At 45.7% G+C, this 15,061-nt stretch carries 16 protein-coding genes; 6 read left to right on the top strand and 10 right to left on the bottom strand.

Translation table 11 applies throughout. The annotated features are described in order from the left end of the window. Positions 1-45: 45 nt before the first annotated feature. The gene (locus WKT01_RS09685) at positions 46-657 is read left to right on the top strand and encodes a VanZ family protein (RefSeq protein ID WP_117974804.1); all 612 of its coding nucleotides are present in this window, start codon (positions 46-48) and stop codon (positions 655-657) included. 21 nt (positions 658-678) lie between these two features. Here the strand turns inward: WKT01_RS09685 and WKT01_RS09680 are convergent, their stop codons facing one another. The 7 genes from WKT01_RS09680 to nuoE all read right to left on the bottom strand — a co-directional run bounded on the left by WKT01_RS09680 (position 679) and on the right by nuoE (position 8,703). Continuing rightward, entirely contained in the window at positions 679-1,854 is a 1,176-nt protein-coding gene (locus WKT01_RS09680; RefSeq protein ID WP_059068813.1) for a SpoIIE family protein phosphatase, read from the bottom strand. Positions 1,855-1,857: 3 nt separating this feature from the next. Further along, entirely contained in the window at positions 1,858-3,567 is a 1,710-nt protein-coding gene (locus tag WKT01_RS09675) for a [Fe-Fe] hydrogenase large subunit C-terminal domain-containing protein (RefSeq protein WP_059068811.1), read from the bottom strand. Positions 3,568-3,657: 90 nt separating this feature from the next. Beyond that, entirely contained in the window at positions 3,658-5,400 is a 1,743-nt protein-coding gene (locus WKT01_RS09670) for an NADH-dependent [FeFe] hydrogenase, group A6 (RefSeq protein ID WP_059068809.1), read from the bottom strand. Positions 5,401-5,415: 15 nt separating this feature from the next. Then, positions 5,416-7,203: an NADH-quinone oxidoreductase subunit NuoF gene (nuoF, locus tag WKT01_RS09665; protein WP_059068807.1), complete on the bottom strand. Its 1,788-nt coding sequence runs from the start codon at positions 7,201-7,203 to the stop codon at positions 5,416-5,418. An 18-nt stretch (positions 7,204-7,221) separates the two neighbouring features. Continuing rightward, positions 7,222-7,605, bottom strand: coding sequence for a (2Fe-2S) ferredoxin domain-containing protein (locus WKT01_RS09660; protein ID WP_059068805.1), 384 nt, complete (start codon positions 7,603-7,605; stop codon positions 7,222-7,224). Positions 7,606-7,644: 39 nt separating this feature from the next. Then, the gene (locus WKT01_RS09655) at positions 7,645-8,205 is read right to left on the bottom strand and encodes an ATP-binding protein (RefSeq protein ID WP_059068803.1); all 561 of its coding nucleotides are present in this window, start codon (positions 8,203-8,205) and stop codon (positions 7,645-7,647) included. Between the two features lie 3 nt (positions 8,206-8,208). Then, a complete protein-coding gene (nuoE, locus tag WKT01_RS09650) occupies positions 8,209-8,703 on the bottom strand; it encodes an NADH-quinone oxidoreductase subunit NuoE (protein WP_059068802.1) in 495 nt (164 codons plus the stop codon). A 264-nt stretch (positions 8,704-8,967) separates the two neighbouring features. Here nuoE and WKT01_RS09645 point away from each other — a divergent pair, with 264 nt between their 5' ends. The 5 genes from WKT01_RS09645 to WKT01_RS09625 are packed head-to-tail and all read left to right on the top strand — an operon-like array spanning position 8,968 to position 12,201. Further along, the gene (locus WKT01_RS09645; RefSeq protein WP_059068800.1) at positions 8,968-9,312 is read left to right on the top strand and encodes a DRTGG domain-containing protein; all 345 of its coding nucleotides are present in this window, start codon (positions 8,968-8,970) and stop codon (positions 9,310-9,312) included. 1 nt (position 9,313) lies between these two features. Beyond that, on the top strand, positions 9,314-9,736 hold the full coding sequence (locus tag WKT01_RS09640) for an ATP-binding protein (protein ID WP_059068799.1): 423 nt from the start codon (positions 9,314-9,316) through the stop codon (positions 9,734-9,736). 16 nt (positions 9,737-9,752) lie between these two features. After that, a complete protein-coding gene (locus tag WKT01_RS09635) occupies positions 9,753-11,144 on the top strand; it encodes a [Fe-Fe] hydrogenase large subunit C-terminal domain-containing protein (protein ID WP_117974802.1) in 1,392 nt (463 codons plus the stop codon). Between the two features lie 2 nt (positions 11,145-11,146). Beyond that, positions 11,147-11,479 (top strand): DRTGG domain-containing protein, encoded by a 333-nt coding sequence (locus WKT01_RS09630; protein WP_059068795.1) that lies wholly within the window; start codon positions 11,147-11,149, stop codon positions 11,477-11,479. Continuing rightward, positions 11,476-12,201 (top strand): PHP domain-containing protein, encoded by a 726-nt coding sequence (locus WKT01_RS09625; protein WP_059068792.1) that lies wholly within the window; start codon positions 11,476-11,478, stop codon positions 12,199-12,201. The genes WKT01_RS09630 and WKT01_RS09625 overlap by 4 nt, the downstream gene beginning before the upstream one ends. 56 nt (positions 12,202-12,257) lie before the next feature. Here the strand turns inward: WKT01_RS09625 and WKT01_RS09620 are convergent, their stop codons facing one another. From WKT01_RS09620 to WKT01_RS09610, 3 genes are read right to left on the bottom strand one after another with little or no spacing between them, the layout of a single operon-like run. Next, positions 12,258-12,947 (bottom strand): response regulator, encoded by a 690-nt coding sequence (locus tag WKT01_RS09620; protein ID WP_059068790.1) that lies wholly within the window; start codon positions 12,945-12,947, stop codon positions 12,258-12,260. A gap of 1 nt (position 12,948) precedes the next feature. Continuing rightward, positions 12,949-14,379: a sensor histidine kinase gene (locus WKT01_RS09615; RefSeq protein ID WP_117974800.1), complete on the bottom strand. Its 1,431-nt coding sequence runs from the start codon at positions 14,377-14,379 to the stop codon at positions 12,949-12,951. Positions 14,380-14,391: 12 nt separating this feature from the next. After that, positions 14,392-15,042 (bottom strand): potassium channel family protein, encoded by a 651-nt coding sequence (locus tag WKT01_RS09610; RefSeq protein ID WP_059068786.1) that lies wholly within the window; start codon positions 15,040-15,042, stop codon positions 14,392-14,394. Positions 15,043-15,061: the final 19 nt, after the last annotated feature.

Genomic DNA, 15,061 nt, shown 5'->3' with positions numbered 1-15,061 from the left:
CTATACTGATAATATCAGTCCAAAAGGAAACGGGAGGAATTCTTTATGAAATTTTTCATGTATCCGCTTTTATGCGTTTTTGTTCCATGTCTGCTCTGCAGTCTTTTATTGTATCTTGATCTGCGGCACAAATATCCACTGCGGCGTCTCTCTTATCTTGGTCTCCATCTTATATGGATCTGCATCTTTCTTTTTTATCTGTATATGGTACTGGAAACAACGGGAATCGGAACGATATGGGATATCGGGAAATTCGGTGCAGTCATCCGCCTTGAGGAAATCAATCTGCTTCCTTTTTCGAACACTTCCTTTGGCACCTGTTTTTTAAACGCATTCATGTTTATGCCTTTGGGTTTTTTGCTCCCACTCATCTGGAAAGAGTTCCAGACTCTCACAAACGTAGTGCTTGCCGCCTCCTCCTGGTCTCTTTCCATAGAAATATGTCAGCTTTTTAACAGAAGACGGACAGATATAGACGATCTGCTCATGAATACACTGGGCGCAATGATCGGCTTCTTTTTCTGGAAGTTCTTTGAGCTTTGCTTTCAAAATCGAAAAAGAAAAGCCGTCTCACTCTCAAAATGGGAAGCCGCTCTCTATCTGATCTGTTCCATAGGAGGACAATTTTTCTTTCTGAATTGGTATTGGCTTCTCTGACATAGCAGAGAAGCCAATCTTTTAATAGTATTCTACCGTCGCTTTTTTCCCCATCTCTTCTGTCACCTGCAGAAGCTGTCCTACCAGATTCATTCGCATACTTAGATCGAAACTTAACTCCGAGTTCTTATGCGCCGCATTGACGGCTGTTCCCACAAACAATTTAAGCTCCGTACACTCTTCTATCAATATTTTCGCCAGTCTGGATGCCCCGTTGTCTGCGTCCAGTTCATCAAAAAACTCTACATCAAACTCGTCTTTTACATAGCGTCTCAAAAGCTTTAACACTTTTCCCAGCGTCAAAACCCCTTCTGTCACCAGATCCAGCCCTTCTATAACAGCCATAGGCGGCACATCCGGGGACGTATGATCTACACGTGTGATAATGTCCTTATGTAGGATACGCGCCGCTATATTCGCGCTTGTTCCCCCACAGACAATTTTCTTTCCTTCCGCATGCATAAAATCATACATTAATTTTTCATCGTCTGCTTTGTCTTTCGGCGGCCCGGTAAAAATATTTACCACTTTTCTTTCAATCACTCTTGCCACTGCCACCGTCGTATCGTCTCCCGGCCGTTCTTCATACAATTCATCACATGCCTGGCTCAACAGTGCTGCAAGTCGGGAAGCGGACAGTGTTTTCTTTGTACAGCGCAGCGTATATTCTGCCATACTTTCCCAGGTCCATCCCTGCAAGTTCAATATTTCTCCTGCTCCTGCATAGATCACACCGTCACTCATTAATACAAAACAGTCATTTTTCTTAACCTGAAACCTGTATTCATGAATTTTTTTCCCTTCGATCGTTCTCTCCTGATAAGGATATTGTACGATTTTCCCATCCCGGATAAATACACAGCCCGGATTGTCAAACTCCACCAGATAGGCTTCCCCGCTGTGAAAAATCTGCAGGATGGAAAAAGTCGCATAGGCCACTTTTCTGACCCGACAGATTGGGAGCGTCTTCGCGATCGTCTCTACACAGGAGTCCAACGCCGCTCCTTCATGAAGCATCGTCCCCAGTATTTTAGAAGTGAGCGTGGCCAGAATATTTGCTTTTACTCCGCTCCCCATTCCGTCTGCAAGGATCAGAATATCAGAATCTTCCGTCTTTAGGATCTCCACCTTATCTCCGCACAATTCTTCCTGGTATTTGTTCAGGCTTTTCCAGGCAACATCAATGCTCACACTCATACATCAGTCCTCCTCTTCTAAGATGGAATCCCGAAGCTTTGTCAGCGTCACCTTTGTCTCTGCCGTTGTCTCGCCTAAGAGTCCTGCTATTTCCTGTGCCACCATCATCTGCTTTTCAATAACTTTCTGCGCCATTTCCACTGTCTCTACTTTCAGGTGATAGTGCTGCTCTTTCATTTTCTCTTCTCTTGTCACATCCTGGAAGGTAACCAGTACAGAGTCCAGATTCTCAATATAGACAATTGTTTCTTCTGCTGTCATCCTTCCATGCTCCAGACGGATCTTCTTATGTATGATCGGTTCTTTTGTCCGCAGTGTTTCTTCAATGTCCTCTGTCTCTATAAATTCAAAAATATAGCGCTGCACAGCCTCCTCTCTGCCGACTCCAAGCAGTTCCTGTGCTTTTTTATTACAGTCCAATATTTTCAGATCACTGCCAATGACAAAGATCATATTAGGCGTCACGTCCATTACCACATTGGACATAGACTCTGCCTGATTCAGCGCATACGGCATACACATCGACAGTTCCGCTTTTCCCTGGGATACCGCGATTGCTTTATCCCGGCAAGTCGGATAGCCGCAGGCGCCGCAGTTAAGTTCATCCTCCGGTGCATATTTTCCTGTAGATCTTAGTATTTCCCGTATTTCCTGTTCTGAAGGTATCCGGTCTGACAGTCGGTTGTCCCGGAATTTCTTCTCCAGTTCCTGCGTATTCATATCCGGCAGCTTTTCCATCGCTTTGTGTGCCACAATATTAGCGATCTTCACTTTTGCTTTTACATAGGAGGTATTCCACCGGGCAGATGCCGGTCCTTTCGCGCAGCCTCCCTCACAAACATTTGCCTCGATAAAACAGTGTGTCAATTCTCCTTTTTTCAGACATTCCAGCATTTCCATACAGTTTTCCAGCCCATCCACATATACCTTGTGGTATGTGTCCGCCTCTTCCTCTGTTACCACCGACTGTACGATCCCGCCGCTGACAGGATACAGACGATTGATCCTCGGATCTGGATTTCCCATTGCTTTTTCCTCACACTGATAAATATCGATGCCGGCTTCTTCCAGCCAAATGGCAAGTTCCTCAAATGTCAGGATCGCATCGATTGCCCCAAACACTCTCTCGTCTCCGATTGCCTCCTGCTTCTTGGCGATACAGGGGCCTAAAAATACAACCTTCACATCATCTCCATATATTTTCTTAATATATCTCCCATGGGCGATCATGGGCGATACAACAGGCGCCATAAGAGGCACACACTCCGGATAGTACTTTTCGATCAGATCGTTCACACTTGGACAGCAGGTCGTGATGATATTCGGCATCTTATTTTCCCGGATGATCTTCTTATATTCGTTCGTCACCAGTGCAGCACCTTCTGCCGTTTCTCTTACTTCAGCAAAACCAAGTTTGAGCAGAGCATCCACCACCTGCCCCGGTTTGTCAAATTCTAATACTCCCGCATAGGAAGGAGCGATCGAAATAATGGTCTTAATCCCCTGTCGCAGATATCCTTTTACTCGTTCCATATCACTTGCGAATGTCTTCGCATTCTGCGGACAGACTTCCAGGCATCTCCCGCAGTTGATACAGTGATCCAACATGATATGTGCCTGTTCATCTTTGACAGAAATTGCTTTTACCGCACAGTAGCGGACACATTTATAGCAATGCCGGCACTTTGCGTCTTTGAAGTCTATTACTCTCATACTGCAAAACTCCTTTTTCAGCCTATTATATGCGCAGGGCGCCGCTTGTCAAAGCCGCGCCCTACTGACAGATCTTTTAAACTTTATCTTCTAATTAATGGTTCTCTTTACATAGGTAGTATGCAGAAGGTGATGTGCTTTCTCGCTTCCTGGTGCTCCCAGATATTCTTCATACACTCTCTTGATCGAAGGATTCTCATGAGATTTCCGCAGTGTCTTTGCCTTATCATTGTCATACAGCACTTTCGCGCGGATCGCACGTACATCCGTAAAATTGCGGACATCTGCATGTACCTGCGGCTGACCGCCGCCGTTTACACAACCGCCCGGACAGCACATGATCTCTACAAAATGATAATCCGCTTCTCCGGCACGAATCTTATCCATAATAATCTTTGCATTACTAAGACCGGATGCCACAGCCACTTTCACATCCATACCCGCCACATGATATACCGCCTCTTTGATACCTTCTGTTCCGCGTACTTCCACAAATTCCACTTTTTCAAGTTCTTCTCCGGTAAGTTCTTCTACCGCAGTACGAAGAGCAGCCTCCATTACGCCGCCGGTTGCTCCAAAGATAACGGCTGCGCCCGTAGATTCGCCAAGCGGATCGTCGAAACCTTCATCCGGAAGGCTTCTAAAATCGATTCCCAGCTTTTTGATCAGGCGTGCCAGCTCTCTTGTCGTGATAGAAATATCTACGTCCGGAACTCCAGCTGCATTCTGATCTTCTCTTCCGATCTCAAACTTTTTCGCCGTACATGGCATAACGCTTACACAAACGATATCTTCCGGCGCGATCCCCATTTTTTCCGCGTAATATGTTTTTGTGATCGCCCCAAACATCTGCTGCGGTGATTTACAGCTTGACAGATGTTCCAACTGATCCGGATAATAATGCTCACAGTATTTGATCCAGCCGGGAGAACAGGAAGTCATCATCGGAAGGACTCCTCCGTTTTTCACCCTATCTAAAAATTCATGTGCTTCTTCCATGATCGTTAGATCCGCACTGAAGTTTGTATCAAATACTTTGTCAAATCCGATCCTCCTAAGAGCTGCCGCCATTTTTCCTTCCACGTCCGTTCCCATCGGATAACCAAATTCTTCTCCCAGCGCAGCGCGTACTGAAGGAGCAGGCTGTACAACTACATGCTTTGTCTCATCTGCCAGCGCGTTTAATACATCCTCAATAGAGTCTTTTTCATAGAGCGCTCCTGTCGGGCAGGCAGCGATACACTGTCCGCAGGATACGCAGCTTGTATCGCCTAATCCCATATTAAACGGAGATCCGATAAAGGTGGCAAAGCCTCGGTTGTTTGGTCCGATCACGCCGACTGTCTGCACTTTCTCACAGACTGCAGAACATCTTCTGCACAGAATACATTTGTTATTATCCCGGATCATGTGGACTGCACTGTCGTCCAGTTCATATTGTGTCGTCTCCCCGGCGAAATGGTTTTCATCCGTCACACCGAGTTCCTGGCACAATTCCTGCAGTTCACACTGTCCGCTTCTTACGCAAGACAGACACTTCTTATCGTGATTGGACAGCAGAAGTTCCAGGGTCCGTTTTCTAGATTCTCTAAGGAGAGGCGTATTCGTCTGTACTTCCATCCCTTCACTGATCGGATGTACACACGCTGCGACCAGATTTCTTGCGCCTTTTACTTCCACCACACACATACGGCAGGCGCCGATTTCATTGATCTCTTTCAAATAGCAAAGTGTCGGTATTTTTATCCCCGCACCGCGCGCTGCCTCTAAAATCGTAGAACCCGCAGGTGCAGTGACTTGTAAGCCATTTATTTTTAAATTCACATTTTCCATCTTCTTATGCCTCCATTACTCTTTGTAAATTGCACCGAAACGGCATTTTTCCATACAAGCTCCACACTTCAGACACTTCTCAGGATTGATCATATGCGGTTCCTTCACCTTGCCGATGATCGCATCTGCAGGACAAGTTCTGGCACACAGTGTACATCCTTTACATTTGTCCGCATCGATCTTATACTGCAGAAGGTCTTTACATACACCTGCCGGACATTTCTTATCTACAATATGCGCGATATACTCCTCTCTGAAATAACGCAGCGTAGAGAGCACAGGATTCGGCGCTGTCTGCCCAAGCGCACAAAGGGAATTCGTCTTTAGGTGTTCGCAGAGTTCTTCCAGCTTATCCAAATCTTCCATGGTCGCCTGCCCTTTTGTGATCTTATCCAAGATTTCCAGCATACGTCTTGTACCGATCCGGCAAGGCGTACATTTTCCGCAGGATTCTTCTACCGTAAATTCCAGGAAAAATTTAGCTATATCTACCATACAAGTATCTTCGTCCATAACGATAAGACCGCCGGAGCCCATCATGGAACCGATTGCCAGCAGGTTGTCATAGTCAATGGGAACATCAAAATGTTCTGCCGGGATACAGCCGCCGGATGGTCCTCCGGTCTGTGCCGCTTTAAATTTCTTTCCATTTGGAACGCCGCCGCCAATTTCTTCTACGATCTCACGCAGAGTTGTCCCCATCGGGATCTCTACCAGCCCTGTATTGTTTATCTTTCCGCCCAAAGCAAATACTTTCGTTCCTTTGGACTTCTCAGTCCCCATGGAAGAAAACCACTCCGGGCCTTTTACGATGATCTGCGGAATGTTCGCATAGGTTTCTACGTTGTTTAATATAGTCGGTCTCTGGAAAAGACCTTTTAAGGCAGGGAACGGCGGACGGGGTCTTGGCTCTCCCCTGTTGCCTTCGATGGATGTCATGAGAGCCGTCTCCTCGCCGCAGACAAAAGCACCTGCACCAAGTCTCAATTCTATATCAAAATCAAATCCGCTTCCGAAAATATCTTTTCCAAGCAGTCCGTATTCTCTCGCCTGGCCGATTGCGATCTCCAGCCGTTTTACTGCGATCGGATATTCCGCACGCACATATATATACCCCTGGGATGCCCCAATCGCATATCCGGCGATCGCCATCGCCTCAAGCACTGCATGGGGATCTCCCTCCAGAATGGATCGATCCATAAATGCTCCCGGATCCCCCTCATCCGCATTACAGCAGACGTATTTTTGTTCAGCATCATTTGCCGCCGCGAACTTCCATTTTAAACCGGTCGGGAAGCCGGCTCCGCCCCTTCCTCTCAAGCCGCTGTCCAAAAGGATCTGGATCACATCTTCCGGCTTTTTCTCCGTCAGGACGATCCCCAACGCCTCATATCCTCCTGTTCCTATGTATTCCTCGATATTCTCTGGGTTGATGACTCCACAGTTGCGCAGCGCCACTCTATGCTGCTTTTTATAAAAATTCGTTTCATTCAAGGGAATGATCTTATCTGTCTTTGTTGTCTCATCATAGAGCAAACGTGTAACTACTCTTCCTTTGAGCAAATGTTCTGATACGATCTCCGGGATATCCTCTTCTTTGACCATAGAATAAAAAGCCCCTTCCGGATATACGATCATGATCGGTCCTAAGGCACATAGCCCAAAGCAGCCCGTCTGTACAACGCCGACTTCCTCGGAAAGTCCCTGCGCCGCAATTTCTTTTTTCAATTTTTCTATAATCCTGTGGCTTCCGGAAGACGTACATCCGGTTCCGCCGCAGACTAATACATGTGAACGATACATATGTGATCTGCCTCCTTTTTACTTACGCATTTTTTCCTCAGCGCTTAATGTATACTTTGTCACCACCTGGCCGCCTTCTAAATGAAGTCTGAACACTTCCAACGCTTTTTCCGGATTCATCTTGACATATGTAACCTTCTCTTTTCCAGGTTCTATTACTTCTACAATTGGTTCATACTGACACAGACCGATACATCCTGTCTGTGTCACACTGATCTTCTCAGACAGCCCCTTTTCCTGGACTGCATCGGATAAAGCGCTCAAAACCGGTCTTGCGCCGCTTGCAATCCCACATGTCGCCATACCGACGATCACTCTGATCTGATTTTCGTTCTCCGCGCGTACTCCTACTTTTCCCTGCATTTTTTCTCTGATCGCGCGTAATTCTTCCAGACTTTTCATATCTTTCCTCTCTTTCTCGATCCTGCGGTCTTTCCCGCCTCAAATATCCGCTCCGTCATCTGTCTCTTCTTTATTTATCTGCAGATATTCTTTTATAAACGCAGATATTTCTTTCTCTGCAAAGGAGATATCGTCTCCTATGATCTTTCGCATTTGTCTTGTATCCAGGATAAACTGCCTGTCTTTATACTGATATGTATAAAGGAAATCTGTCGTTTCATTGAAAACGATCAGCGTATGGATCGTGGCAGTTATATCTCCCAGAGGCATCCTGTCTATATGTGACAGAATAAATACCGCTTCTACCGTTGTTCCTTTTCCTTTTTCTGACTCTATCCTGAATGTACCGCCTGTACTCTCTGCCGCCTGCTTAAAAAACGGCACTCCCAGACCAATCTTTCTTGTCTTCCGGGTCGTAAAAAACGGATCCTGCACATGTCTTAACTGTTCTGCATCCATCCCGCACCCATCGTCTTTAATCAGCACAGTCAGCCTATCTTCGCCCGGCTGGACAGATACAGTAATTTCAACTAAAGCGGCTTTGGCGCGGATCGAATTTTCCGCCACATCCAGAATATGCATCGCAATTTCCGGCATCATAGTTTATTCGTATTTTGCCAGAATATCATCTATATCATCTACCGTCAGACGTCCGTACACTTCCCCGTTGATCATCATGACAGGTGCAAGACCGCACGCCCCTACACAACGGCATGCGTCCAGAGAAAACTTCCCGTCCGGTGTGCACTCTCCGCCAACGATCCCAAGTTTTTCCATCAGGGCATTATAAATATCGCCAGCCCCCTTTACATAACATGCTGTCCCAAGACAAACAGAAATCTGATACTTTCCTTTGGGATTTAAAGTAAACTGGGAATAAAACGTTGCAACTCCATAAATCTTTTCCATTGGGATCCCTGTTTCATCCGAAATCATCCTCTGCACCTCTAGGGGAAGATAGCCGTATATGTCCTGGGCTTTCTGTAAGATCGGCATCAGGGCGCCTTTCTCATCTTTGAGTTCGGCTATGACCTTCCTCAGTGATTCTTCTTGTTCCTTTGTTCCGGAAAACGGAACAGTCTCCTTTTTTTCAAGCATTCTTCAACCTCCATTTCTGCGTTTAGAGCTACATTGACTATATATTAACACAATATATAATAAACTTCCAGCAGTTTATTTTCATTTTTTTATAAGATTTTACCAATATTTTTGAGAACCATTTTCATTTTTTCAACATTTTTTCTCTTTCTTTGCTCTTATTTTATGTTTTTACATCTATTTTACACAATCCTCCGCATTGCTTATTATACTTTCCAATGATATACTAAAAGTATTCTATTCTTACGTGAGGGGGAACGATCTATGACGATCAAAGAAATGCAGACCGCTTTAGATGCCAAATTACTTTTCGGAGAAGAACTTTTAGATCTGGATGCCCAGTTTGTATTTTCCGCAGACATGATGAGCGATGTTCTTGCGTTCTGCGGTCAATGTTCTGTTCTGATCACCGGATTATGTAATCCGCAGGTCGTACGGACGGCAGAAATGCTGGATATCGTCTGTATCATCTTCGTGCGCGGCAAGCAGCCTGACGAACATATTCTGTCTCTGGCACGCAGCAAAAAAATCGCGCTTCTGATGACAGAACATTTCATGTTCACCGCCTGCGGAATTCTGTACGAACATGGATTACGGGGAGGTGCATAAGATGAAAGATAAGCTGACTTTTCAATATACAATCCCCGGCGACGACTTTACACGTGCCGGGGAGGCGAGCAGTTCCATAAAGAACAAACTAAAGCAGCTCGGCGTGGACGATACAGCCATCCGCAAGACGGCTATTGCCATGTATGAAGGAGAGATCAACATGGTCATCCATGCTGACGGCGGCACGATCTCCGTGTCCATCTCTGATTCCGTGATCGAAATGATTCTTTCCGACCAGGGGCCCGGTATCAAAGATATCGCCAAAGCAATGCAGGCAGGATATTCTACAGCTCCTGAAGAGGTACGCTCCCTTGGTTTCGGCGCCGGCATGGGACTTCCGAACATGAAAAAATTCTCTGATGAGTTCCAGATAGAAAGTACGCCCGGTGTAGGGACTACGGTCACAATGAAAGTATTTTTATAGGAAGGAGGACCTTGTGATGGATAAATTCATCCGTTCTGTACGTCTCGACGAAGCTGCCTGTCAAGGCTGTATCAACTGTATTAAATATTGTCCTACACAGGCGATCCGGGTACATAATGGAAAAGCGCATATCATTGATAAATTCTGCATTGACTGCGGAAGATGTATCCGTTACTGTCCCCACCATGCCAAGATCCCTGCCTATGATCCGCTTACCGTGATCAATGATTTCAAATACACTGTGGCTCTGCCTGCGCCGTCGCTGTACGCACAATACAATAATCTGTCCAATGTAGATATCGTGTTAAACGCCTTGATCCGTCTGGGTTTCGATGATGTATACGAGGTCAGCGCGGCGGCGGAGCTTGTATCTGAAATATCCAGGGAGTATATACAAGCGCATGAAGAAGATGCACCCTTTATCAGCTCCGCCTGTCCCTCTGTAGTACGATTGATACGGGTAAAATTTCCTTCTCTCATTCCCCGGCTGCTTCCGATCAAACCTCCTGTAGAAATCGCAGCGGAGATTGCACGCAAGCGCGCCATGAAAAAGACAGGACTGCCTTCTAAAGAGATTGGAATTATTTTCATCTCCCCCTGTCCTTCCAAAGTCTCCTATGCAAAAGCTCCCTTAGGCATCGACAAAAGCAATATCGACAAGGTCGTTGCGATCAAAGATGTCTATCCGCTCCTTTTGCCCCTTATGAGCCGGGATGAAAGCCAATTAAGACCACTTTCTGCTTCCGGAAGGATCGGGATCGGATGGGGCAACTCCGGTGGAGAGATCGGCGGGCTTCTGACAGACAATTATCTGGCCGCTGATGGGATCGTCAATATCTTGCGTGTATTGGAAGCACTGGAAGACGAAAAAATACACGGTCTGAAATTCGCCGAGTTAAACGCCTGCAGCGGCGGCTGCGTAGGAGGAACGCTGACTGTGGAAAACGCCTATGTTGCCACGGCAAAAACAAAACGGCTCCTAAAATATCAGCCTGTATCCCGCAGTCATCTCGCCACAACACCAGAAGCCGGCAATCTGTACTGGGATGATAATGTAGAATATGAACCTGTATTCCGTCTCGGCAATACGTTTAAAGAGAGTCTGGAAATGATGAGTACAGTAGAAGCACTCACGCAAAAATTTCCTGGACTGGACTGTGGTTCCTGCGGAGCGCCTACCTGTCAGACACTGGCCGAAGACATCGTGCGCGGCGCCGCTACAAGCAATGACTGTATCTATGTATTAAGGGAACATATTTCCAGCCTTTCAAAAGAAATTGAGCATCTGTCAAAATCTATAAATTTATCTGGAAACTGTCAGGATGAAAACACCCAGCTTCTCTGCGACTATATCCAGAAACTGACTGCTGAACTTTCGGAATTCGGCGTACCGAAAAAGGAGGAATAACTATGAAAGTCAAATCCATTCTTGCCCTGCCGGAATGTACTCTTTTGGCAAAGGGGGATCCGGAGCGCACTGTTTCCAAAGTGTTTTGCTGTGATCTCTTGAGTATCGCCATGGGCAAAGCTCCTGCAAACAGTGTATGGGTCACTGTCATGGGAAACAAAAATACTCTTGCCGTCGCTTCCCTTGCCGATGTGTCCTGTATCGTCCTGGCAGAGGGCGTCTCTTTGGATGAAGGGACCTTGACAAAAGCCGAGGAGGAAGGCATTACGGTGTTGTCCACCCAGCTTCCTGTGTTTGACATCGCACTGGAGATTTATGAGGCCGGGCTCTCATGAACGGGCTTTACTATGACCTTCATCTACATTCCTGCCTCTCTCCCTGCGGCGATGAGGATATGACTCCTGCCAATATCGTAGGAATGGCGGCTGTAAAAGGGCTGGATGTCATTGCTCTTACAGATCACAACAGCTGTAAGAACTGCCCTGCAGCCATATACCATGGACAAAAGTACGGTGTTATCGTCATTCCTGGCATGGAGCTGTGTACAGCGGAAGAGGTGCATGTGATCTGCCTGTTTCCTGAACTGGAGGCTGCGCTTCTTTTTGATCGGTATGTATATGACCGGCTGCAGGCAATAGAAAACGATGAGCGTATCTTTGGCAGACAGCAGATTATGGATGAGACCGACACGGTCATCGGCACGGTCAAAAAACTTCTGATCAATGCTACGGATATCGCTTTTGACGAAACATTTTCTCTCGTATCTTCCTATGGCGGCATAGCGTATCCCGCACACATTGACAAAGCTTCTACCAGTTTGCTCTCAAATCTGGGGTTTGTTCCACCTGACAGTACCTTTACATGCGCAGAGATCCACGATTTTCGGAATCTCCATACCATACAAAAACAGCATCCCTATTTCTTAGGCTGCCGCATGATCAGCAGTTCAGATGCGCATTATCTGGAGGATATACGAGAACCGGACTATCAGATTTTTTCAGATTCAAGAGAGATTCCATACATTTTGCAGGCTCTCACAAAGAAAAGCAGCACATGATTCCAAGCACAGCAAAGCTGTCCATGTGCTGCTTTTTTATAAAACATCCTATATTTTTATGCCTGAAAACGGTATCCTACCCCCACCTCTGTAAGGATAAATTTAGGTTCCGAAGGATTTTCTTCTATCTTTCTTCTGAGTGTCGCCATAAACACTCTGAGTGTCCCTGCTTCCACTCCTTGGCTGTATCCCCATATCTCTCTTAATATATAGTTCTGCGTCAATACTTTTCCCCTGTTTTCGATCAAAAGGAGCAGGATCTTATATTCGATCGGTGTCAAATGTACTTCTTCGCCATTTACTGTCACCATACGTTTCTCATAATCTACTGTCAGTGTATCTTTGCTAAAAACTGTTTCCTCCACTGCTGCTCTTTTCTCTTTTCTGCGTATAGAAGCACGTATCCTTGCCAACAGCTCTCCCATATAAAAAGGCTTTGTCACATAATCATCCGCGCCCTCATCTAACGCCTGTATCTTATCTTGTTCCTCCTGCCTTGCCGATACTACGATAACCGGCGTGTCCGCTATCTCACGGATATTTTTAAGTGCTTCCATTCCGTCTCCGTCGGGAAGCCCCAGGTCTAAAAGCACCACATCCGGCCGGTTGGCATAAAAAAGACTGATGGCCTCTTTCAAAGTCCCAGCGGTATCATATCCATAACCTTCTTCTTTCAAAGACATAGATAAGAAATTCACGATATATTTGTCATCCTCTACAATTAAAATATGTTTTTTTTCTTCCATTTTACCCTACCTGTTCTGCGTTCAGCCAAAATGTAAATCTTGCTCCGCCTTCCGTACGGTTCTCTGCCCATATTTTCCCGCCATGGGCTCTGACGACCTCTTTACATATGGCAAGTCCCAGTCCGATCCCTCTCTTTCGGTCTGCGCTATTCTTCTCCTGCCCGTTGCCTTCTGAAATGGAGACAAACTCTTCAAAAATCTTTTCTTCCATTCCTTCTTCTATCCCTTTGCCGTCATCTTCCACGATAAAATATGCCCTGCCTTTCCGAAAGAATACATGCAGGCTGATCTTTCCACCTTCCTCCGTATGTTTCATGGCATTATCCAAAAGATTGACTAATACTTGTATGATCATTTTCCCATCCGCCTGTACAGTGATCACACCTTTCGGAAGCGAATTACAAAAGTCTCTGTGTTCTTTCAGCCCGATAATGTGTTTTTCCGCCTCATAGACAAGATCATCCACTACCTCCCGACTTGTCTCTATAAACTGCGCCCCGCTTTCAATCTTTGTCATACTCAAAATATTTTCCATCATCTTATTCAGCCAGATCGCCTGTTCCATAATATCACGGACAAGTTTTTTCTGTTTTCTTTCTTCCTGGCCATATCCGTTTAATATCAGACCGCAGTCTCCGATGATCCCTGTAAGCGGCGTCCTAAAATCATGGGAAATACTGCGCAGCATACTGCCTTTCATGTGTTCCCGTTCTACTTCTAACCGTGTCTGCTCCTGCTGCGCATAGATCATCTCACGATCCAGGGCGATCCCCATTTGATTAGCGGCAGCCTTGATCAGCATTTCCTGCTCAGGATGCAGTCCCTGTCTGTTATTAAATACTTTTAGTATGCCCTGCTGCCGCAATATTCCTCCTATCGGAAACAGAAGATAGTTTCCTCTGGCATCCGCTTTCCCCTTTTCTTCTACCACACATACATATCCGGTATATTCCTGAACATATTTTTCCCCCAAACGGATAATATTTTCTTTCCCCGTAACATTGATAAATTTCTCTGACATTTCTGACAGCCTAAGAGCAGTCTGCTCATTTCTCTGTGAGATCAGAAGCTGTTTCTGAAAACGTACGGTCAAACTCGAAGAAATGCAGGCAGCGATCAGAAAAAACACAAGCAGCGCCACATCATTTGGATTCCTGATCGCAAATGTATGCACCGGGACAGTAAAAAAATAATTAAACATCATCACACTGACAATAGCCCCGATCATCCCATATTTATATCCTTCTGTAAAAGCACTGATCAACAGTACACCTACCAGAAAAATCATCAGACCATTTTCTTTTTCTATACCAAATCGATTTAACAGCAGACAGACAAAACTGGCGGACAGTACGATCAGTACAGTCCGCAATATGTAGACAAGTCTCTTATATATACCTGCTTGTTTGAGAATCCTTCCTGCCTTTTCCACACTTTCCTCCTGTCAGATATTTTCCAATATCCGGTCAATATCTTTTTTCAGTCCAACAACCATCAGATGATCCTTTTCTTCCAGTATCCGATCCGACTGCGGCAAAAGCTGCAAATGCCCATTTGCCTTGATTCCGAGAACACTGACATGATAGGCGGAACGGATAGCGAGCTGCCGTATACTCTTTCCCACCCAACTCTTCATCGGGGGAATCTCGAAGATTGAATATCCTTCCGTCAGTTCAATATAGTCAAACACATGGTTCGCACTGTGCTTAACCGCAAGTCTTTCTGCTACATCCCTGTCCGGATAGATCACCTCGTCCGCACCGTTTCGCAGCAAAAATTTTGCCTGAATGTCACGGTTCGCTTTGCTGACAACATACTTGGCGCCCATCTCTTTTAAAAGACTCGTGATCTCCAGACTGCTCTGGAAATTGGAACCGATACATACAAAACAAATATCAAAATTCCCCACACCCAGACTTTTTAATACATCCTCTTTCGTACAATCTCCAACTTTCGCCATGACTGCATGTGAAAGCAGATCCTGCATGCTTTCTTCATCTTCATCCACGATCATCACTTCATTGCCCAGACGGGACATATTGACACAGAGGTGATGTCCCAATCTCCCAAGTCCTATGATCAAAACCGATTTCATATTCTTTCCTCCTCATATC

Source organism: Mediterraneibacter sp. ICN-202921, assembly GCF_037890075.1.
GTDB lineage: Bacteria > Bacillota > Clostridia > Lachnospirales > Lachnospiraceae > Mediterraneibacter > Mediterraneibacter massiliensis.
Note: the sequence above shows the minus strand (reverse complement) of the source record. Positions and strands in the feature narration are given on the sequence as shown.